We start from the raw sequence: 20,574 nt of genomic DNA on the forward strand, positions 1-20,574 counted from the left end.
CCCCGAATCGACCAACATGACTTCTTATCCCTACATGCATTCACGCCACCGACAATCCGGTTTTACCATCGTCGAAATCGCCATCGTCCTGCTGGTCGTCGGCCTGATGATCGGCGGTCTGGTGGCGCCGCTGTCGTCGCAACTGGAACAGCGCCGCGTGAGCGAGACCGTACGCGCCATGGACGAGGCCAAGGAGGCGCTGTTGGGCTTTTCCTTGCGCAACGGCTACCTGCCCTGCCCGGCCATCTCGGCCACCGACGGCCGCGAGGACCGCGCCGGCGCGGTCTGCAACAAACGCTTCGGCTACCTGCCGTGGGCAACCCTGGGCGTGGGCCGGCTCGACGGCTGGGGCCGCGTGCTGGCCTACAGCGTCACGCCGGCGTTCGCCGACAGCATCGCCTTTTTCACGCTCCTGACCAGGCGCGACATCACCATCGCCACGCGCAACGCCGGCGGCGGCGACCTCGTGCCCGCCACCGACGTCGACGATATTCCGGCCGCGATCATGTCGTTCGGCCGCAACGGTTATGGCGGCACCAGCGACCAAAACACCCGCATCCTCGACGCCGGCAACAACAACGTCGACGAAAAAACCAACCTGCAAAGCGGCGGCGTGGCGCTGATCAGCCGTCCGGCCAGCACCGACCCGCGCGGCGCCGGCGGCGAGTTCGACGACATCGTCACCTGGATCTCGCCCAACATCCTGTACAACCGCATGGTGGCGGCGCAAAAGTTGCCGTGATGCGCACCCTGGCCGCCCTCACCATCGCCCGTTACACCCTGCTCGAAGCGCTGCGCAACCGGCTGCTGTGGTTGCTGCTCGTCATGGCGCTGGGCGCGGTCGGCGTCAGCGGCTTCCTGAATGAACTGGCGCTAACCGAGAGCCGGCAACTGCAGGCGGCGCTGCTTGGCGCGGTGCTGCGGCTGGCGGCGGTGTTTCTGATCGCCACCTTCGTCGTCACCAGCATGGTGCGCGAAGCCAACGACAAGGGACTGGAACTGCTGATGGCGCTGCCGCTGCCGCGCGCCGTGTATTTGCTGGGCAAGCTGGCCGGCTTCGCCGCGCTGGCGGTGCTGCCGGCCGCGCTGTTCGGCGCGCTGGCGCTGTTTTTCGCGCCGCCGGCGCAGGCGGCGCTGTGGGCCGTGTCGCTGCTGTGCGAATGCTGGATCGTCGCCGCCTTCAGCCTGCTGTGCGTGCTGACCCTGAACCAGGTGCTGCCGGCGCTGGCCGCCGCCTTCGCTTTTTATCTGCTGGCGCGCGCCGTCGGCACGCTGCAATTGCTCGGCCACGGCGCCGGCGCCGCGCACAGCGCCGGCCAACAGGCGCTGGGCGCCGCCCTCGACGCCCTGGCGCTGCTGCTGCCGCACCTGGACCGCTTCACCCGCAGCGACTGGCTGGTCTACCACGACGGCGGCGCCGCCGACCTGGTGGCCATCGCCGCGCAAACCGTCATTTACGTGGCGCTGATGGCGGCCGCCGGGTTGTTCGATTTGTACCGCAAGCAGATATGAGCATGCGCGCACAGCTCAAGCCGGTGGGCGCGGTGCCGCGCGCGGTCTTCGCGCTGCTGGCGCTGACCCTGGTGCTGCAAATACTATGGCAGGCCGGCGCAGCGCCGCCGCGCGCGCGGGCCAGGGATTTGCCGCCGGCGCCGTCGCTGGCGGCGCTGCGGCTGGCGGCGCTCGGCGAGCCGGTGGCGCTGTCGAAACTGACGATGCTGTACGTGCAGGGTTTCGACGAGCAGGCCGGCATGAGCATCGCCTGGCGCGACCTCGACTACGGCAAGGTGGCGCTGTGGCTGCAACGCGTGCTGGAACTCGATCCGCACGGCCAATATCCGCTGCTGGCGGCCAGCGAGGTGTACGGCGCGGTGGCCGATCCGGCGCGCGCGCGCGTCATGCTCGACTTCGTTTATGCCCGTTTCGCCGAGGACCCGAACCGGCGTTGGCCATGGATGGCGCACGCGGCGCTGGTCGCCAGGCACCGGCTGCACGACTTGCCGCTGGCGCGCCGCTACGCACAGGCGATCCGGCTGCGCGCGACCGGCCCGCAAGTGCCCGCGTGGGCGCGCGAAATGGAAGTGTTCATCCTGGAAGACATGAATGAGCTCGACAGCGCCCGCGCGCTGATCGGCGGCCTGTTGCGCGACGGTTTGATCACCGATCCGCACGAGCTGAAGTTTTTATCGGACCGGCTCGATCAACTGAATCATCCACTGGATCGATCAAACGGTACGAACCGGCGCGACGGCGGTCCCAAGCCATAAACCTTGCTGTAATATAGCATCCACATAGCAACACCCAAGAAAGGAAACACCCCATGCGTACGCCCCCCCCGACCCTGTTGCGCCAACGCGGCTTTACCCTGGTTGAAATCGCCATCGTGCTCGTCATCATCGGTCTGCTGCTGGGCGGCGTGCTGAAGGGACAGGGCTTGATCGACAGCGCCCGCGTCAAGAATATCATCCAGCAATCGACGTCGCTGACGGCGGCCGTCAACGCCTACCAGGACAAGTTCCGCGCGCTGCCGGGCGACGACGTGCAAGGCACCAGCCATGCGCCCGGCGCCACCGGCAACGGCAACGGCGACGGCCAGATCGCCGAATACCAGCTGGCGCCGCAGCATTTGGCGCTGTCGGGCTTCATCACCGGCTCGTTCAACGGCACCACCGACTTCATGACCAGCGCCCAGGGCGGCGCGGTCTATATCTACAACGACGTGGTCGGCGGGCGCGGCGGCAACGGCGTGCGGCTCGACAATCTGCCCGATTCGTTCGCCGAGCAGGTCGACAGCAAGCTCGATGACGGCAAGTTCAACACCGGCTCGGTGCGCGCGACCGGGCCATACACCAACGACGGCAGCGTCATCCAGCGCACGGCGTTGTTCTTCTAACGTCAAGCCGGGTTACTATGCTCCTGCCAGCCTGATCCAACGGTCACCGGGAGCCCTACACGTGCCAGCGCCAGACAAACCCAGTTCCCCCCTGCCGTCGATCCGCGCGCAGATCGCCCTGCTGGTGTTGGCGTGCGCTTTGCCGGCGGCGGTCGGTTTCGGCGCCGTGGTGCGGCAGTTCTACGGCCGCGAACGCGCCACCCTGATGGAGGACACGCGCCAGGCGGCGCGCATGGTGGCGGCCGCCATCGACCGCGACCTGATCCAGAGCGAGGGCGCGGCCGTGGCGCTGGCGACCTCGCCCAGCATCCGCGAAATCGACAAGGGCGCGCTGCGGGTCCAGGCCGGCGGCCTGCTGGGGCCGCAGTTTCCCGCGTCGCAATTTTTATTGAGCGACGAAACCGGCGGCGTGGCCATGCACGTCGGCGCGCCGCTGCCGGAAACCTTCAACCAGGTCAACAACAGCAAGCGGCTGATGCCGCTGTTCCACACCGCCCGCCCGCAGTTGTCGATCATCTACGTGGCCGGCAGCGCCTTGTTGGCGGTCGACGTGCCGGTCTTCATCGACACCCACGTGGCCTACGCCATGACGGTGCTGCTCAAGCCGGACCGACTGGCGGCCATCCTGCGCGACGAGAAGATCAAGCCGTACCAGTCGATGACCCTGTACGACGGCGATGGCACCATCGTGGCCCAGGCCGGCGGGCCGCGCCAGGTGCTGGGACAGCCGGCCGACGCCACCTTGCGCGCCCGCCTGCTGCAAGCGTCCGACGCGCTGCTGGTGACCGAGGACACCGAGGGCACGCCGGTCTATCTCAGCTATAGCCGCTCGCCCGCCAGCGGCGCCACCATCGCCATCGCCACGCCGCAGGCCAAGGCGCTGGAGGAATTGCTGCGCGCCGTCACCACCATCTCGCTGGCGATGGGCCTGGTGCTGCTGGCCGGCTTTTCGCTGGCATGGATGGTCGGCGGGCGCATCGCGCGCTCGGTGCGCGACCTGGTCGGCCCGGCCGAGGCGCTCGCCAGCGGCGCGCCGTTCACGCTGCAACCGATGAGTTTTCGCGAGGCCCAGGCGGTCGCCGACGCCTTCCACGCGCTCGAGGGCGACCTGCGGGCCCACCGCCACGAGCTGGAAAAGCTGGTCGACGAGCGCACCGCGCAGCTGGAAAAATCGCGCGCCCAGCTCGAAACCCTGTACGCCACCGCGCCGGTAGGCCTGAGCTACGTCGACAGCGAATTGCGGGTGATCCGCATCAACGACTACATGGCCGCGTTGAACGGCCAAAAAGTGGTGGCGCATCTGGGCCGCCACCTCAGCGACATGATCACCGACACCGGCGTGCGGCAAGGAGTGCTGGCCGATTACCGCACCGTGCTCGACACGGGCCGGCCGCTGACCGGCATCGAGCGCTCCGGCTACACGGCGGCCAACCCCAAACAGCTGTCGCACTGGGTGCTGAGCTACTACCCGCAGTTCGACCAGGACGGCAAGGTCAGCGCCATCACCAGCCTGCTGCTGGACGTGACCGACCAGAAGCGCGTCGCCGCCGAGCTGCTGCAGTCGCGCCAGCTGTTCAGCTCGGTCGTCGAGCACATGCCGGCGATGATCTTCCTCAAGCGCGCCGCCGACCTGCGCTACGATATGTTCAACCGCTACGGCGCCCTGCTGCTCGGCCACACCAGTGGCGAGCCGCTGATCGGCAAGAACGACTACGATTTCGTGCCGGCCGAGCAGGCCGAGCTCTACGCCATTGGCGACCGCGGCGTGCTGGCCTCGAACCCCGGCGAGATCACCGAGATCGCCGAGGAGCCGATCACCAACAGCGCCGGCCAGACGCGCTACCTGACCACCCGCAAGGTGGCGCTGCGCGACGAACACGGCGTGGCCACCCACGTGCTGGGCATCGCGCTCGACATCACCGAGCGCAAGCAGGCCAAGGAGGCGCTGCGCGCCACCGTCGAGCGCCTCGGCGAGAGCGAACAATTCGTGCGCACCGTGACCGACAACCTGCCCGGCATGGTAGCCTACTGGGACGCCGGCCTGTGCTGCCGCTTCGCCAACCGCTACTTCCTCGAGTGGCACCAGATGAGCCCGGAGCAAATGATGGGCGCGCGCATGGCCGACGTGCTCGGCGAGCGGCAATACGCCGACAATGCGCCCTACGTACAGGCCGCGCTCAACGGCGAGCCGCAGGGCTTCGCCAGCGAGCTGGCTTGGCCTTCCGGCCAGCTGAGCCATACCTGGGTCAACTACATCCCCGATGTCGGCCAGTACGGCGAGGTACGCGGTTTCTTCGTGCTGGTGTCGGATGTGACCGAACTGAAGGAGACCGAACTGCACCTGCAGGAATTGAACGTCGAACTGGTGCAGGCGCGCGACCGCGCCGAGGCCGCCAGCCGCGCCAAGAGCGAGTTCCTGGCCAATATGAGCCACGAGATCCGCACGCCGATGAACGCCATCATCGGCCTGGCGCGGCTGTTGCAGGAGGCCGGGCTGGGGCCGCGCGAGCGCGGCTACCTGGACAAGATCCAGCTGGCCACGCACTCACTGCTGAGCCTGGTGAACGACGTGCTCGACTTCTCGCGGGTCGAGGCCGGCCAGCTCGCGCTCGAGCACGCGAACTTCCAGCTCGAACAGATCCTCGACAGCATCAGCGTGCTCATCAGCGGCAGCGCCTCCGACAAGGGCGTCGAACTGGTGTTCGACATCGACCCGAGCCTGCCCAACGAACTGGCGGGCGACCCGATGCGGCTGCAGCAGGTGCTGCTCAACTTGCTGAGCAACGCCGTCAAGTTCACCGCCGAGGGCGAGGTGGTGCTGTCGGTGCGGCGGGCCGCCACGGCGCGCCCGGACGAGCGCGCGCTACTCATCGAGTTCCGCGTGCGCGACACCGGCGTCGGCATCCCCGCCGAGCAGCAGGCCCACATTTTCGACGCCTTCTCGCAGGCCGACAGCAGCACCAGCCGCAAGTTCGGCGGCGTCGGGCTGGGGCTGGCGATCTGCCGCCAGCTGGCCGACATGATGGGCGGCGCGATCGAGGTGCGCAGCGAGGCCGGCCACGGCGCCGAGTTCCTGTTCGCCTGCCCGTTCGAATGCCTGGCCGCGCCGGCGGCGCCGACCGTCCCGCTGGCGGCCGCCGCGTTGTCGCTGCTGATCGTCGACGACAGCGCCAGCGTGCGCGCCGCGCTGCAACGGGCCTGCGCCCACCTGGGCTGGCGCGCCGCGGTCGCCGCCGACGCCCAGGCGGCGCTGGCCATGCTGCACGAGAGCCATCAATCGGGACACCCCTACGACCTGTTGTTGCTTGACCGCGACATGCCCGGCATGGACGGGCCGGCGCTGCTGCAAAACATCCACGCCAGCATGGCGCTGCCGCTGCCGCCGGTGCTGATGATGGTCAACGAGCACCTGGCGGCGGCCGAGGCCCAGCACGCCGGCAGCCTGGGACTGGCCGGCATCCTGTCCAAGCCGGTGAGCCCGGCGCGGCTGCTCGAACGCGTCGCCGCGCTGATGGCCCGCGGCACTGCCGACGGCGGCGACGGCGAGGACGGCGCCGCGGCGGCGCCGCTGTCGCCGCTACACGGCCGCCTTGCCGGCATGCGCATCCTGCTGGTCGAGGACAACGAGATCAACCAGGAAGTGGCGCAATACATCCTGCTGCACGCCGGCGCCACCGTGGACGTGCGCGCCAACGGCCAACTGGCGGTGGACCTGCTGACGGCCGAACCGACGCGCTATGACGTGGTGCTGATGGATGTGCAGATGCCGGTGCTCAACGGCTATGACGCCACGGCGGCGTTGCGCGCGGCCGGCCTGACGTTGCCGGTGGTGGCGATGACCGCCAACGTCATGGAGGACGACCGCCGCCGCGCCCAGGCCGCCGGCATGGACGCCCACGTCGCCAAGCCGATCGACGTCGAAGACCTGATCGCCGTCCTGACCGGGGTGATGCGCTCGGCACCGCCGGTGCCGGCCGCCACGGCGCCCCGGTCCCCGGCCGAGGCGGTCCCGGCGCCGGCCACGGCCGCCGGCGCGCCCGCCACCGCCCTGCCCGGCATCGACGTCGACGCCGCGCTGGCACGCCTGGGCGGCGACCGCAGCGCCCTGGACGCGCTGCTGCGCCGGTTCGAGCAATCGCAGGGCGGCACGGTCGACGAGGTGCGCGCGCTGCTGGCGGACGGACGGCGCCAGCAGGCAGCGCAGGCACTGCACCGGCTGCGCGGCGTGGCCTCCAACCTGGGCGCGGGCGACGTTTCCCGGCTAAGTTCGCTTGCAGAAAACGCCCTTCACCAGGACAATGACGCCGACGATGGCGCGCTCAATGCCGCGCTCGACCAGCTGGCGACGGCGCTCGGCGTGGTCACCGCGTCCGTGCGCGGCATGGCGGCGGCGGACGCCGATATGCCCGGAGGCAACACCGATGCGTCCGATTTACCGCAAAAGCTGGCGGAGCTTCAAGGTTTGCTTCAGAATAACAACTTGAAAGCTTTGGAGCACTTCCGGGAGCTGCGGCCCGCCCTCCCAGCGACGGCGCAAGCGGTCGCCCTGGCGGAAGCAGTTGAAACACTCAATTTCAGCACTGCGGCTAAACTGGTGGAGATTATGTTGCAGCGAAAGGAAAGTGCATGAGTTGGACCGATCTGGCCAGGAATGGACGCATACTCGTGGTGGACGACGCCATGGAGAACATCCAGATCCTGCACCATGCGCTGCGCGACGAACAGGAAGTGCTGTTCGCCCTCGACGGCGAAAAGGCGCTCGACATCGCGCTGGCCCAGCAACCGGACCTGATCCTGCTCGACGCCGTCATGCCCGGCATGGACGGCTACGCCGTCTGCGGCGCGCTGCGCGCCTCGCCCCGTCTGCAGGACATCCCGATCATCTTCGTCACCGCCCTCAGCCAGCCCGAGGACGAGACCCGCGCGCTGGAGGCCGGCGCGGTCGACTTCATCAGCAAACCGTTCAACATCGCCGTGGTGCGCGCGCGCGTGCGCAGCCAGCTGACCATCAAGCGCCAGGCCGACGCCATGCGCGAGCTGAGCCTGACCGACGGCCTGACCGGCGTGGCCAACCGCCGCCACTTCAACGACACCATCGACGCCGAATGGCGCCGCTGCGCCCGCGCCGGCCTGCCGCTGTCGGTGATCATGATCGACATCGACCACTTCAAGCTCTACAACGACCACTACGGCCACCAGGCCGGCGACGCCTGCCTGCAGCAAATCAGCGCGGCGATGAAGGGATGCGCCTCGCGCCCGCAGGATTTGCTGGCCCGCTACGGCGGCGAGGAGTTCATCCTGCTGCTGCCGCAGGAAGGCCCCGAGGGCACGCAGGTGGTCGCCAGCCGCATCCTTGACGAAGTGCGCAGGCTCAACCTGGCGCACGCGGCCTCGCCGACGGCGCCCTACGTGTCGATCAGCATGGGCCTGGCGACGGCGATGCCGCCGCTCGACAGCCAGGACTCCATCGCCGTGGTGCGCGCCGCCGACGCCCGCCTGTACGTCGCCAAGCAGGCCGGCCGCAACCGCTACTTCGCCGACTGAGCATGACGCGCCGCACAGTAGGATCGATATATTGATCTTATTGCAATTCGCCCCTAGAATCGGACTGATCATTCATTCTTGACAAGGGACCCACGTGCGCACGCCTCGACTTCTCGCCTTCACGCTAATCACCGGCATTGCCGGTCTCGCACCCTTCGCCCACGGCCAGATGCCGGCGCAGGACACGGTCAAGGGCGCCAAGGACCACCCTTTGCTGTCGCGCTTTGAAGGATCGAAGCTGGTCGGTTACGGCCTCAAGGAATTCGACGAAGTGCTGCTCCCGGCGGGCAAGCGTATCGCCAACAAGGACGGCAAGGCCGCGTTCGAGAGCGCGCTCCAGCTCGAAGGCAAGTACACCCGCATCGCCTACAACTATCCGAAAGAGCGATCGTCGCTGGAAGTGATGCGTAACTACCAGGCAGCGCTCGACAAGGCCGGCCTGAAGGTGCTGTTCACCTGCGTCAAGGAAGCCTGCGGCGGCAACTTCGGCGAATACTTCCTCGACAACCGGGTCGGCGACAACTTCATCAAAGGCGGCGAAGCGAACTGGTCACCGTTCAACAACGGCCGCAACGACAGCCGCTACCTGGTCGCCAAGGGCACGCGGCCGGACGGCGCACTGGTCCACGTCGGCGTGTACGTGGTCTCGCCGGTGCAGGACAAGAACGGCGGCGTGTATCTGGAGATCGTCGAAGCCAAGGCCATGGAGGGCGGCAAGGTCTCGGCCAGCCTGAACGCCGCCGACATGGCCAAAGGCATCGCAGCCGAAGGCAAGGTCGCGGTGTACGGCGTCTACTTCGACACCGACAAGGCCGAGGTGAAAGCCGAATCGAAAGCGGCGCTGGCCGAAATGGCCAAGCTATTGCAGCAGGATCCCAAGCTGAAGGTGTACGTGGTCGGCCACACCGACAACCAGGGAGGGTTGGCGCACAACGTCGATCTGTCGCAAAAGCGGGCCGACTCGGTGGTCAAGGCCTTGGCGGCGGACTACAAGATCGACGCCAAGCGCCTCAGCGCCAAAGGCGTCGCCTCGTACTCGCCGGTAGCCTCCAATGACGCCGACGCCGGCCGCGAAAAGAACCGCCGCGTCGAGCTGGTGAAACAGTAAGCCACCGAGCACTGTCTGAACACCGTGGAGACACGTAGGGCGGTTAGCGCAAAGCGCGTAATACGCCATGCATGCATCGCCGTGGCGCATCCATGGCTGACTCGACCTAACGGTTAGTCAACGGCGCGAGTTGCTGGAGGCAGCGATTTTGTTCAGAAAATCGTTGGTTTTGGGGGATTTTCTGAATGCACGCGATGGCCGACCGTATGCGCCGCAGCCGAAGTTCGGTATGGTTGACAACACATTGTTCTGCCCAAGTGGAAGGCCAACGGCCGCCCGCACCGGTCAGGGAGCCGATCAGCTCGCACTCTTCATGACGATACAGTGCCCAGGCCGCTTGTTGTGATGTCAGCGCCTTAATCAGTCGCTCGTCGACGGGCGTGGCATGGCTGGAGGACGCGACAACCAAGCTCACGAGTTCAGCGTGCTTCGCCGCCATCTGCTTGTCGGCCTTTTCCAGCTTTTGATTCAGCAGCAGCCCCATCTGCATTGCGCTACCCTCCGGCCAGCATTCGGGCTTGTCCGTGCAGTCAACCGGCTTTGCCAGCGCCGAAAGCGGCAGGGCGACGAGCAAAACGAGTAAATAGTACCGCGTCATCACAGGACCCATCATGTTAAATCCTTAGCCGGCTTTGTTGCCACAATAAACTCTTTCCTCGAAACTGGAGGGAGGCCGGTAGATTGGAAAGTGCATCATTTGATTTATAAAACCAAGCATCAATATAAGAAGCATATCCAGACGCATAGTCGTTCCCGACGACTTTTGCATGACATCCTGTGGCGGAGCAGGAGCGACATCTCCCACGCGGCCGTCGGGCCTAGCATATCAACTTACTCAGTTGCAAAACCACCAATTCTCAATGTTAGCGATCACGCCCCAAGAAGATTTCCGACGTCGCCGAAAGGTCAACCACTTTGCGACTCGATTAGAGCCATTTCTCCACCCATCTCAGCCCAATTTTTTGTTTAGTTAAACGAACAGCCTCTGGAAAATTTGCCCATTGACTAATTGCTATTGGAGTCGCTAATTTCCTTGACCGCAAAACTACAATTTTTAGCGATCGACTGTATGTGGCGGAATCAATGTCGCTCCACAGGATAATAAGAGAGCGATAGCGGCTATTTTCAACATTAATGCCCCGCTCAATGAAACGAAAGGTTGTGAATAGGGTTTCTCTGCCATAGCGGAAAATAAAAAGTACAGATGCACAACTAAGCACCACCGTCGCAGGAAAAATAACGTAGGCAGCGACTAAGCCCCAAGTGGGGAACTTCCCGGCGAGAGTATGTAGCGATAGTGTCATCCAAACAGCCACTAATGTTAGGAAAACAAAAACCGGCAAACCAGCCAATAGGAAAAAGATGGCAACTGGTCTAGGAAAACGAATTGTGATATCTGTCATTGCCATGCCCGACAAAGTTTATAAAGGCCGTAGTTCGAGCGCTGGGGTAACTCAAGTTGGAGCGATCAGCGACGATGCGGTCGGCAACTGTACGAGGGCTTGAAATTAGTCAACCGTCCGCTGTTGGCTGCGGATTCAATCGGTCATTACTCAAGTTTTACATGCCTCAACGACCTATCAATCTCTTCAGCAACGCACTGAAAAGCCGACTGGGTGGAGCGTAATAACAGATATGGTTGCAGATTGCCGAATTTTAGCCGTTGCAATACCTCTTCCTCTTTCCCGGAAAATTGCTTCTTCAAAGTCTCATCCTCAAGAATGCTTTTCCGGGAACATAGGCAAATTTTCTCGACACTGATCGGATGCCCCTTCAATGCGACCTCGTAGGTGGGGTCGCTAACGAATTGAGGAACCACCTGCGCGCAGGTCTCATCATTGACATCTGCAAATTTTTTCAATTGCTCAGGAACTTGATTTTGAGAAAAACCGGGAGCCACTAATGACACCGTCAGGAGAAAAGAAAATAGATTTTTCTTTGAATACATTTAAATTTTAATGATTTTAAAAAATTTTAACTTATAAAATTCCGAACCGCTTTTTTCCGAGGGAGGACCATTTGCCCAACACTTTAAATTACATAGCCAGCAGCACGGCGTCAAAATAATGGTTGCCCCCATCATCAACGTGCGTATGTTCGAGATGCATTCCCGCACAAGCCAACTGTCGTTGGTACTCAACCGCCCCTAGCGATAATGACGGCTGACCAGTTTGGAGGTCGCTCCAATCACATCGCGCACGAGGCGCGCTAAACAGAAAGCGGCCACTCGGCCGAAGCGCTCGTCCGACCTTTTCAATCAATTTCCGTTGGTCTTGTTCGGAAAGTAGAAACATAAGCCCCACGGCAACTGCACCGTCAAAATTTCGGCCAAAAAAATTGCTACTCTGTACCGTCTCGCAGGTTGCCGGGGCTTCGGGAAAGCGCCGGTGGAACGTCGCTAGCAGCGTTGGCGACGCATCAATTCCGAAGACCATAAAGCCCGCTTCGACTAATATTTGAGAAACCGGTGCGCCCGACCCGCAACCAATATCGACCACTTCACTGCCAGGCCTCAGACCTTTAGCCCACTGCCTGACCACATCGCTACCGATATCGGAACGGGCGCCAATAAACTCTTCCGCAACTGCCTCCCAGCTTCTATGTGAGCCTTCCATTAATGACTTTCCTCGTCAAGTATGCGCTGATTGAGCGGCAGCTTGTGGCCGCTAGCTGGCGATGAACTACCCTGGCTTCATCTTAGGCTTCCAAGGGTTTGCCATCGATAAGTATACGAAACCGTTCACCGGAAAACCCGGCCCGGTGGCTACCGTAAACGGCCTTCCCTATAGATTCATACCATTTGGAATCGGTGGCGTCGACAGCGACTATCATGTCCGGGCTTTCGGCGGAGATTTTCTCAAGAGCTTCCGCGACCTCAGTTGTTGAATGTAATCTGACGCCGTTCAAGTCTACGCCGTCATTATCGGAAATCCGCAAAACAATGATTTTGTCCAAATCGATTCCCTAGTAGATAGATTCTTCAGTCCAACATTGGTGAGCCGTGGCTCCTTGCCGCGCTCGGGCTGTCAGCAAGCATACCAGCTTGCTCAAAGACAAAGCTCACCAATTCCCACATCGCCTTGGGATACGAGCGTCGCAAGTCAAGCCCGTAGTACAGCTTCAATCCAGCAGGTCTATCATGAACAATCCATTGAGAGAGCTTCAGCAGTCCGAAGTAGCAACCATCGCCGCGCCGCTTTGCCAGCCGACCCAGCAGAATGTCGGGGTTGCCGGCCCAGTCGGCACCGACTTTCTGATCCGGCGAGGCAAGGTGCGGAATTTCACGCCAATTGACGCGTCGTCTCAGCTACAGCAGAGGGCAGTGGCGCTTCGCGGTCAACGCCAGCAATCCGGGCCGCAAGACCTACGTTGCCTCGTGCAACGATGACTACTTTTATGGCGAACCCGGGCGGATGATCGTCACGGTCCGCAACAAATAGGGGCGTCCGAATGTGGTGGTGGAACGACCGGAACACCGATTAGCCTCACGGCATCGTGGAAGTTGCTGGTATCCTTGCGGATCACGACATCTTCCGACTTGCCACTGTGATATTGCTCGACCCCACAACCATCGTTCTGACGTCGACCCTGATGGCGGCAGCGATGACCATCGTGTTGTTCTCCGCCTACCGCAGCTTCCCTGCCGACGTGCGAGGGTTGGGCCATCAGTCGCTCGGCATGTTGTCGCTGACGATGAGCGGCTTGCTATTCTGCGCAGGGCCGCTGATGCCGGAAGCGCTGTTACTGTTCTTGGCCAATAGCACCATGCTGGGCGCCGCCGGGCTGATGCTGATCGGCACCCAGGTATTCTACGGCCGCAAGCCGAGTTGGTGGTGGCTGGCGCTGGCGTGGGTGGCCGGCATGGTCTGTCTGGTCGGCTGGTATGTGATCACCCAGGACTACGCGTTGCGGGTGGCGGTGTTTTCATTGTTGACGCTGTCGTTCTACGTGGCGCAGCTGGTACTGCTGTTACGCCATGGCGAACGCCACTTCTCCAGCTGGTTCTTCGGCGCGCTGTTGCTGGTGCAATCGCTCGTGCTGCTGTTGCGGCTGTTCGCGGCGCTCAGCGGCGCGGTCGGCACCAGCAACGCCAGCAACGGGACAGTACAGGGAATTTTCCTGTTGACCGCCAATTTCATGACGCTGATGATGGCGGTCGGCTTCATGACCATCGCCACGCGGCGCCTGCAGGTTGTGATGGAGCACCGCTCCAACTCGGACCCACTGACCGGGGTGCTGAACCGGCGCGGGTTCGCCGCCGCCTACTGCCGCGAGGTGGCGCTGATGAAACGCCACGGCGAGCCGATGACTGTGCTCAGCATCGACCTCGATTACTTCAAGGCGATCAACGACCAGTACGGCCATGCAGTCGGCGACCAGGTGCTGATGCATGCGGCGCGCACCACCGTGTCGGCCCTGCGCGAGATCGATCACGTGGCGCGCTTCGGCGGCGAGGAATTCATCGTCCTGCTACCGGGCACCACGGCCGATCGGGCGAAAGCGATAGCGCAACGCATTCAGGCATTGCTGTTCGCGGCGCGCGGAGGCGACCTGCCGGACTATACGGTCAGCATCGGCATCGCCAGCCAGCAAGCGCCAGACGAGAGCCTGGAAGCGCTGATGGCGCGCGCTGACGCCGCCCTCTACCGCGCCAAGGCCGCGGGCCGCAACCGCAGCGAGGCGGCGTGAGCGCGAAGGCTCGGCGCCCGGCCCAAAGCGGATTGCAAAGCCGAAACTCTAACGCCTTGTGACTCTTAGCGCCGTCGGCACCCGCCCAATCTTATTCTTTCTTTTTCATCAAGCCGGCCAATGAGGCAAACGGATTATGCGTTGCCGGCGCGACCTCGGCCGATTTCAAACCAGGTCCCCGGTCGGCCTCAAGATAACGCGAGTGTTCGTTATCATGGCAGTAAAGGCACAGCAATTCCCAGTTGCTGCCATCAGGCGGATTGTTGTCATGATTGTGGTCGCGATGGTGCACTGTAAGTTGTGACACATTGGTATGCGTGAATTCGCGCATGCAGCGTCCACACACCCATGGATACATTTTCAGCGAGCGCTCGCGGTAGCCCAGCTCGCGCTGGTCGGCAGCGCGCCGTGCGTCAGCGACAATTTTGTCCAGCCGCGCGGCGTCCGGTTTTTTCCCAACGGTCATGGTTATTCCTTTCCCGAATAGACGATCATAGACTGCCCCCTTAGCTATGCTGCTAGTACGGACTGGAGGCGGGCCGACCGGCCGCGTCGGTCCATATGTCATCCGGAAGGGAGCGATCGCGAAGGCAAACCCTGTCATGCTCTGGATACGTGATTCGATCGACCGGAGCACGTGTTCCAACAACCAGGCAACGCGTTTCAACAGCACTGCGATTTTCCAAATAGTGCCCAAGCTGCACTCCCGCGCGGAAGGTGGCGGCGCTGCCGGCACGCATCAGCGTCTCGGACGTGCCCTCGATTACGGTGATCTCACCTGCAAGGACGTAGACCATCTCATCCTCCGCACTATGCCAATGCTTGATGGAAGACCTGCAGCCAGGCTGCAGGACCTCGATGAATGCGCCAAACTGCGTAAGCTCGCCGGCTTCGCTAATCCAGAGCGTTTGATTCGGCGCCGTGGAACCCTCTACAGCGCTAACCTCGCGAATCAGTTGATCCGTCGTGAAGACAGGCATTAGTGACCTCCCTGGATGGTGCGTATGTTTGAATAACTGCCCACTACTCCGCCTTGCGCGAAAACCGCTTGGCCTGCCGCGACGGCATCTGCTCGTTCAAGAACGCCACCGTCACATCCACGGTCGGCTGCAGCCACGGATCGAACAACCAGAACGAATGCGGCGTATCCGGCAGCAGCACCACCTTGCTCGGCACGCGCAGTTGCGTCATCTTCTCGACCATCTCCTCCCGGCCAACCGCGAAGCGCGGCTGCGCGCTGCCGATGAACAGCACCGGCGGCATGCTCGAATTCACATACTGGATCGGCGACGCCTCTCGCCACAACGCCGCCTTCTCCGCATAGCGCCCGCCGAACCAGTACCCGGCCGCCGACACCGGCTTCTTCGGATCGTCCTCATTGACCCGCGCCGCCTCGGACGTAAAATCGGACAAGCCATCGATATTGACCACCGCCTGCACCGCGCTGGACACATCGCTGGTCGCCGCCCCCGGGTCGAACTGGTTCATATGTCCGGTCACCCCGGCAAGGCTGGCGATCTGCCCGCCGGCCGAGCCGCCCGCCAGCGCGATGCGCCGGGGATCGAGCCCATACTCGCCGGCGTGCTCGCGCACCCAGCGCACCGCCGCGCGCACGTCGTGCACCGCCGCCGGATACATCGCCTCCCCCGCCAGCCGGTAGGAGACCGTGACCGACGCGTAGCCATTGCGCGCCAGCCGCAACGCCATCGGCACGAACTCCGAGCGGAAACCGGAACGCCAGCCACCGCCATGCACAAATACCACCACCGGCAAATCCTGCTTGGCGTTCGTCGGCAGATACATATCCAACTTCAGACAATGCGTACCGTATTGAATATACGTCTGGTCGGCCACCACCCGCACATCGGCCGGCACGCCGGCGCTGGCGATGCGGATCGCCGGATACTTGGGCGCCAGTTTCTCGTAGGTGTGCTGCGCGTCGTAAGTGTTGGTGGGGTCCGGCGTCGGCTCGACGCAGTCCTCGGCGGCATGCACCGCGCCATGCATCACCAGCGCGGCGCAAGCGGCCGCTAATATGCGAAAACCGCGCATCATGAATGCTGCCCAAACCCGCGTTGCGCGATAAACCGTTCCAGGTGGTGATCGACATCGCCGAGCGTCGCCTCGATCGTCGTCAGGCGCTTGAAGTGGTGCGCCGCCGGCAGCTCGTCGGTCACGCCCATGCCGCCGTGCAGTTGCACCGACTGTTGGCCGATAAATTTGGCCGCGTGCCCGATGCGCACTTTGGCCGCCGACACCACGCGGCGCCGCTCCTCGATGTCGCCGCAGGACATGCGCGCCGCCGCCAGCATCGCCATCGAACGCGCCTGCTCCAGGTGGATGTACATGTCGGCCATGCGGTGCTGAACCGCCTGAAAGCTGCCGATCGGCGTGCCGAACTGCTTGCGTGTCTTCATATATTCCAAGGTGGCGGCGAACAGCGCGTCCATCACGCCCAGCGCCTCGGCGCACAGCAAAGTTGTGCCGTAATCGGCCGCCTCGTCGAGCATCTCGCAACCGCCGCCCAATTTACTGAGCAGCGCCGATGCCGGCACCGCCACATGGCTGAACTGCACGGTGGCCGCGCGCAGGCCGTCGATGGTGCGGTAGTCGCGCACCGTCACGCCGGGGGTGTCGGCACGCACCACGAACAGGCTGATACCGTTGGCGTCGCGCTGGGCGCCCGCGCTGCGGGCCGAGACGATCAATGCGTCGGCCTGGCCGCCGTGGATCACCACCGTTTTGGTGCCGTCGATGCGATAGCCTTCGCCGTTGATGCCGGCGATGGTCTTGATGTCGGCCAGGTCGTGGCGCGATTGTTTTTCACCCAGCGCGCAGGCCAGTTTAAGTTCGCCCTTGGCGACATCCTCCAGCAGGCGGTGCTGGTTGCCCGCCAACGCCAGGAAGCGCGCACCCCATACGGTGGAAAAATACGGCTCGACCACCAGGCCGCGCCCCAGCTCCTGCATCACCACCAGCATGTCGACGGCGTTGCCATCGAATCCCCCCTGCGCCTCCGGCACGGGCAAGGCCAGCATCCCCAATTCGGTCAGCGTGTTCCAGGCGACGTCCGAAACGCCAGTCGCCGAGTGGACGATGCGCTTGCGGACGTCGAACCCGTAGTCCTTGTCGATCCAGCGGCGCAGGGCATCGGCGAACTGCAGCTGCTCTTCTTTAAAATTGAAATCCATGCCGTTCCCTCACAGTCCCAGGATCATCTGGGTGATGATGTTCTTCTGTATCTCGTTGCTGCCGCCGTAGATCGACGTTTTGCGGAAATTGAAGTAGTAGGCCGCCAGCGGCGCGGCGGCGTCGTCGCCGGTGACGGCGTGGTCGGACCGGCCTTCCAGGTAGTCGGTGTCGAAGGCGAAGGCGTCCGGCCCTAGCGCTTCGACCATCAACTCGGTCAGCATCTGCTGGATCTCGGTGCCGCGCACCTTCAGCAGCGACGCCTCCGGTCCCGGCGTGTGCGATTCGCGCGTGATCACGCGCAGCACCGTCGTCTCCAGCGCCATCAGCTCGATCTCGAGGTTGGCGACCTTGGCGGCGAACACCGGGTCCTGCAGCAACGGCTTGCCGTGCTTGAAGTGCTCGGACGCGATCTTCTTCAGGAACAGCAACTCGCGCTTGGAGCGGCCGACGGCGGCGATGCCGGTGCGCTCGTGGCCCAGCAGGTATTTGGCGTAGGTCCAGCCCTTGTTTTCCTGGCCGATCAGGTTCTGCACCGGCACCTTGACGTTGTCGAAGAAAACCTCGTTCACCTCGTGGTCCTCGTCGAGCATGATGATCGGACGCACGGTGATGCCCGGCGAGTCCATGTCGATCAGCAGGAAGGAGATGCCCTCCTGTTTGCGCACGGTGCTGTCGGTGCGCACCAGGCAGAAGATCATGTCGGCGTGCTGGGCCAGCGTGGTCCAGGTCTTCTGGCCGTTGACGATGTAGTGGTCGCCCACGCGCTCGGCGGTGGTCTTGAGCGACGCCAGGTCCGAGCCGGAACCGGGTTCCGAGTAGCCCTGGCACCACCAGTCCTCGCAATTGAGGATGCGCGGCAGGTAGTAGGCTTTCTGCGCGTCGTTACCGAAGGCCATGATGACCGGCGCCACCATGTTGACGCCAAACGGCAGGATCGGCGGCGTGCCGGCGCGGCCGCACTCCTCTTCCCAGATGTGGCGCTGCGTCTGCGTCCAGCCGGGGCCGCCATATTCGACCGGCCACGACGGCGCGGCCCAGCCCTGGTTGGCGACGATCTGGTGCCAGCGCACGTAATCGCGGCGTCCCAGGCGGAGATGGTTGCGCACCTTCTTTTGCAAGTCGGCCGGGAGGTTGGCGTCGAGGAAAGCCCGCACCATGTCGCGGAAAGCCAAGTCCGCCGCCGTGTAATTCAAATCCATGCTGTCTCCATGTGGTTCGCCGCTGAAAAGCACGACCGTTCAAATAATTCTACCGCAATATGCAATGCGCACGTGCCCATTTACATAGGGCGACAGAATCGGCGGCTTTGTTCACTTTACCGTGATTTTCTTTACTACCGTGTGGGCAGCCGTTAACACATGGCCTGCGTGATCGTGCGGCAGCATCGGCGCGACCGCCTTGCCGCTGGCTTTTTCGACCAGCAGCGAATGCGGCTCGCCGCTGGCGAACAGATGGCGTTCGCCCCATTGGCGCAGCGCCACCACCACCGGAAACAGGCTCTCCCCCTTCGGCGTGAGCACGTATTGCTGGTACGAAGTGCCGTCCGACGCCGGCTGGACTGTCAGCACACCCTGCTCGACCAGCGCGCTCAGCCGGTCCGACAGGATGTTCTTGGCCACGCCCAGGTTGCGCTGGAAGTCGCTGAAGCGGCTGATGCCATCGAAGGCGTCGCGCACGATGAGCATCGACCAGCGGTCGCCGACCAGGTCCAGCGAGCGGGCCACCGGACAGGCGTCATCCTGCATCGACTTGCGTTTTGCCATGGGCATGTCCTCGAATTCTTTGGTTGCATTTTAAAACTAGAATGACTAGACTTCAACTGGTTTTGTTTTGCAACCAGTTTAGAGGCCACGATGCATTCCCCATCCCGCTCCATCCAAGGCTCCATGCCCCGTCCGTTGGTCGCGTTGTTCGCCTGCGCCAGCGGGCTCAGCGTAGCCAACGTCTACTACGCCCAGCCGCTGCTCGACGCGCTGGCCGCCGATTTCGCCATAGGCCGGGCCGCCATCGGCGGCGTCATCACCGTCACGCAGGTCGGCAGCGTGCTCGCCCTGCTGTTGCTGGTGCCGCTGGGCGACCTGCTGCCGCGCCGGCGTCTGATGCTGGCGCAACTGGTGGCGTTGACGGTCGCACTCGCCGGCGTCAGCCTGGCGTCGAACGCTGCGGCGCTGATGATGGGTATGCTGGCGGTCGGCCTGCTGGGCACGGCCATGACGCAAGGCCTGATCGCTTACGCCGCCAGCGCCTCGGCAGAATCAGAGCGCGGCCGCGTGGTGGGCGCCGCGCAGGGCGGCGTGGTGGCCGGGTTGCTGCTGGCGCGTGCATTGGCCGGACTGATTGCCGACATCGCCGGCTGGCGCGCCGTGTACGCCAGTTCGGCGCTGGCCATGATCGCGATGGCGGCGCTGCTGTGGCGCACATTGCCCGTGCTGCCCGCGGCGGCGCGGCCGCTGCCCTATGCGCAGTTGATCGGCTCGATGTTCACCTTGTTGCGGCGCAACCGCGTGCTACAGGTGCGCGGCACGATCGCCATGCTGATGTTCGCCGCGTTCGGCATCCTGTGGAGCGCGCTGGTGCTGCCGCTCAGCGCGCCGCCGTACAATTACTCGCATACGGCCATCGGCGCGTTCGGGCTGGTGGGCTTGGCCGGCACGCTGGCCGCGTCGCGCGCGGGACGGTGGGCGGATCGCGGCTGGGCGCAAAAGACCAGCTGCGGCGGGCTGCTGCTGTTATTGCTATCGTGGTTGCCGCTCTGGCTGTTCGGCGTCAGCAGCGGCTCGCTTGCGGTGGCGGCACTGGTCATCGGCATCCTGGCGCTGGACCTTGGCGTGCAGGCGCTGCAGGTGACCAATCAAATTTTGATTTTCCGCGCCAGTTCGGCGGCGCACAGCCGGCTGGTGGGCTGCTACATGTTGTTCTACGCGGTGGGCAGCGGCAGCGGCGCGATCGCCGCGACGTCGATGTACGAGGTAGCCGGCTGGACCGGCGTGTGCCTGCTGGGTGGCGCCGTCAGCGCGGCCGCCCTGCTGTTCTGGGCCGCGACTCTGCGCCAACCGCAATGCAACCCACAGGGTCAGTGCCGACATTCGGACACGAACTGAACGACATTGCTGTTGTGCTCGTGTCCGAAAGTCGGCACTGACCCCAG

21 protein-coding genes are annotated in these 20,574 nt (G+C 63.8%); 10 read left to right on the plus strand and 11 right to left on the minus strand.

What is annotated here, in order from left to right; genetic code table 11:
* Positions 1 to 16 precede the first annotated feature (16 nt).
* The 7 genes from NHH73_18585 (at position 17) to NHH73_18615 (ending at position 9,545) form a co-directional block, all read left to right on the plus strand.
* The gene (locus tag NHH73_18585) at positions 17 to 742 is read left to right on the plus strand and encodes a type II secretion system GspH family protein (GenBank protein USX24617.1); all 726 of its coding nucleotides are present in this window, start codon (positions 17 to 19) and stop codon (positions 740 to 742) included.
* Positions 742 to 1,512: an ABC transporter permease gene (locus tag NHH73_18590; GenBank protein ID USX29657.1), complete on the plus strand. Its 771-nt coding sequence runs from the start codon at positions 742 to 744 to the stop codon at positions 1,510 to 1,512. The genes NHH73_18585 and NHH73_18590 overlap by 1 nt, the downstream gene beginning before the upstream one ends.
* Positions 1,509 to 2,267, plus strand: coding sequence for a hypothetical protein (locus NHH73_18595; GenBank protein USX24618.1), 759 nt, complete (start codon positions 1,509 to 1,511; stop codon positions 2,265 to 2,267). Before NHH73_18590 ends, NHH73_18595 begins: the two co-directional genes overlap by 4 nt.
* 53 nt (positions 2,268 to 2,320) lie before the next feature.
* The gene (locus NHH73_18600; protein USX24619.1) at positions 2,321 to 2,893 is read left to right on the plus strand and encodes a prepilin-type N-terminal cleavage/methylation domain-containing protein; all 573 of its coding nucleotides are present in this window, start codon (positions 2,321 to 2,323) and stop codon (positions 2,891 to 2,893) included.
* 61 nt (positions 2,894 to 2,954) lie between these two features.
* Entirely contained in the window at positions 2,955 to 7,523 is a 4,569-nt protein-coding gene (locus NHH73_18605) for a response regulator (GenBank protein USX24620.1), read from the plus strand.
* Positions 7,520 to 8,437 (plus strand): diguanylate cyclase, encoded by a 918-nt coding sequence (locus NHH73_18610; protein USX24621.1) that lies wholly within the window; start codon positions 7,520 to 7,522, stop codon positions 8,435 to 8,437. The genes NHH73_18605 and NHH73_18610 overlap by 4 nt, the downstream gene beginning before the upstream one ends.
* A 94-nt stretch (positions 8,438 to 8,531) precedes the next feature.
* Positions 8,532 to 9,545, plus strand: a complete 1,014-nt coding sequence (locus tag NHH73_18615) for a DUF4892 domain-containing protein (GenBank protein USX24622.1) — start codon at positions 8,532 to 8,534, stop codon at positions 9,543 to 9,545.
* 106 nt (positions 9,546 to 9,651) lie between these two features.
* Here the strand turns inward: NHH73_18615 and NHH73_18620 are convergent, their stop codons facing one another.
* The 5 genes from NHH73_18620 to NHH73_18640 all read right to left on the minus strand — a co-directional run bounded on the left by NHH73_18620 (position 9,652) and on the right by NHH73_18640 (position 12,500).
* Positions 9,652 to 10,158: a DUF1311 domain-containing protein gene (locus NHH73_18620; GenBank protein USX24623.1), complete on the minus strand. Its 507-nt coding sequence runs from the start codon at positions 10,156 to 10,158 to the stop codon at positions 9,652 to 9,654.
* A gap of 313 nt (positions 10,159 to 10,471) precedes the next feature.
* Positions 10,472 to 10,948, minus strand: coding sequence for a hypothetical protein (locus tag NHH73_18625; protein USX24624.1), 477 nt, complete (start codon positions 10,946 to 10,948; stop codon positions 10,472 to 10,474).
* Positions 10,949 to 11,094: 146 nt separating this feature from the next.
* Positions 11,095 to 11,493: a hypothetical protein gene (locus NHH73_18630; GenBank protein USX24625.1), complete on the minus strand. Its 399-nt coding sequence runs from the start codon at positions 11,491 to 11,493 to the stop codon at positions 11,095 to 11,097.
* Between the two features lie 88 nt (positions 11,494 to 11,581).
* On the minus strand, positions 11,582 to 12,160 hold the full coding sequence (locus NHH73_18635; GenBank protein ID USX24626.1) for a class I SAM-dependent methyltransferase: 579 nt from the start codon (positions 12,158 to 12,160) through the stop codon (positions 11,582 to 11,584).
* Positions 12,161 to 12,242: 82 nt separating this feature from the next.
* Positions 12,243 to 12,500: a hypothetical protein gene (locus NHH73_18640; GenBank protein ID USX24627.1), complete on the minus strand. Its 258-nt coding sequence runs from the start codon at positions 12,498 to 12,500 to the stop codon at positions 12,243 to 12,245.
* A gap of 335 nt (positions 12,501 to 12,835) precedes the next feature.
* On the opposite strand from NHH73_18640, the gene NHH73_18645 reads away from it, so the two are divergent.
* Positions 12,836 to 12,985 carry a hypothetical protein gene (locus NHH73_18645; protein ID USX24628.1) on the plus strand — a complete coding sequence of 50 codons (150 nt, stop codon included), beginning with the start codon at positions 12,836 to 12,838 and terminating at the stop codon, positions 12,983 to 12,985.
* A gap of 106 nt (positions 12,986 to 13,091) precedes the next feature.
* Positions 13,092 to 14,234, plus strand: a complete 1,143-nt coding sequence (locus NHH73_18650) for a GGDEF domain-containing protein (protein ID USX24629.1) — start codon at positions 13,092 to 13,094, stop codon at positions 14,232 to 14,234.
* Positions 14,235 to 14,325: 91 nt separating this feature from the next.
* Here the strand turns inward: NHH73_18650 and NHH73_18655 are convergent, their stop codons facing one another.
* From NHH73_18655 to NHH73_18680, 6 genes are all read right to left on the minus strand, one after another.
* Positions 14,326 to 14,700 (minus strand): YajD family HNH nuclease, encoded by a 375-nt coding sequence (locus tag NHH73_18655; GenBank protein USX24630.1) that lies wholly within the window; start codon positions 14,698 to 14,700, stop codon positions 14,326 to 14,328.
* 52 nt (positions 14,701 to 14,752) lie between these two features.
* Positions 14,753 to 15,214 carry a cupin domain-containing protein gene (locus NHH73_18660; protein USX24631.1) on the minus strand — a complete coding sequence of 154 codons (462 nt, stop codon included), beginning with the start codon at positions 15,212 to 15,214 and terminating at the stop codon, positions 14,753 to 14,755.
* A 43-nt stretch (positions 15,215 to 15,257) separates the two neighbouring features.
* Positions 15,258 to 16,289 (minus strand): alpha/beta hydrolase, encoded by a 1,032-nt coding sequence (locus NHH73_18665; GenBank protein ID USX24632.1) that lies wholly within the window; start codon positions 16,287 to 16,289, stop codon positions 15,258 to 15,260.
* Positions 16,286 to 17,425, minus strand: coding sequence for an acyl-CoA dehydrogenase family protein (locus tag NHH73_18670; protein ID USX24633.1), 1,140 nt, complete (start codon positions 17,423 to 17,425; stop codon positions 16,286 to 16,288). Before NHH73_18670 ends, NHH73_18665 begins: the two co-directional genes overlap by 4 nt.
* Before the next feature lie 9 nt (positions 17,426 to 17,434).
* Positions 17,435 to 18,625, minus strand: coding sequence for an acyl-CoA dehydrogenase family protein (locus tag NHH73_18675; GenBank protein USX24634.1), 1,191 nt, complete (start codon positions 18,623 to 18,625; stop codon positions 17,435 to 17,437).
* Between the two features lie 111 nt (positions 18,626 to 18,736).
* Positions 18,737 to 19,189, minus strand: a complete 453-nt coding sequence (locus NHH73_18680; protein ID USX24635.1) for a helix-turn-helix transcriptional regulator — start codon at positions 19,187 to 19,189, stop codon at positions 18,737 to 18,739.
* Positions 19,190 to 19,279: 90 nt separating this feature from the next.
* Between NHH73_18680 and NHH73_18685 the strand changes: the two genes are divergently transcribed.
* Positions 19,280 to 20,527, plus strand: coding sequence for an MFS transporter (locus tag NHH73_18685; protein ID USX24636.1), 1,248 nt, complete (start codon positions 19,280 to 19,282; stop codon positions 20,525 to 20,527).
* Positions 20,528 to 20,574 lie beyond the last annotated feature (47 nt).

Source organism: Oxalobacteraceae bacterium OTU3CINTB1 (genome assembly GCA_024123955.1).
GTDB lineage: Bacteria > Pseudomonadota > Gammaproteobacteria > Burkholderiales > Burkholderiaceae_D > Rugamonas.